This window comes from Klebsiella sp. K47, from assembly GCF_051858335.1.
GTDB classification, from domain to species: domain Bacteria; phylum Pseudomonadota; class Gammaproteobacteria; order Enterobacterales; family Enterobacteriaceae; genus Klebsiella; species Klebsiella pneumoniae.
In genome coordinates, this window is the sequence record NZ_JBPYUI010000376.1 from 1 (window position 1) to 227 (window position 227).

Sequence of the window (227 nt, forward strand, 5' to 3'; positions counted from 1 at the left end):
TTGGAGATGTTCCCACAGAAATGTTTTATCATTTCTTTAAATCGTTTACCGATTCATCAAAATGCAATCTCAACATTAAAGTGGAAGGAGACAATGAACACCACAAGATCGAATCTGTGTTTAAAGCATTTGCCAAAGCGGTGAAAATGGCCGTAAAGCAGACGGATACGAATTTTAATTTACCATCAACCAAAGGAAGTTTATAATGATTGCCATCATCAAATACA

The 227-nt window shown here is 35.2% G+C and carries 1 pseudogene; it reads left to right on the forward strand.

The features are described 5' to 3' along the window. Positions 1-206, forward strand: a pseudogene (locus RRF55_RS28445) (bifunctional histidinol-phosphatase/imidazoleglycerol-phosphate dehydratase); the annotation flags it as partial. Positions 207-227: the final 21 nt, after the last annotated feature.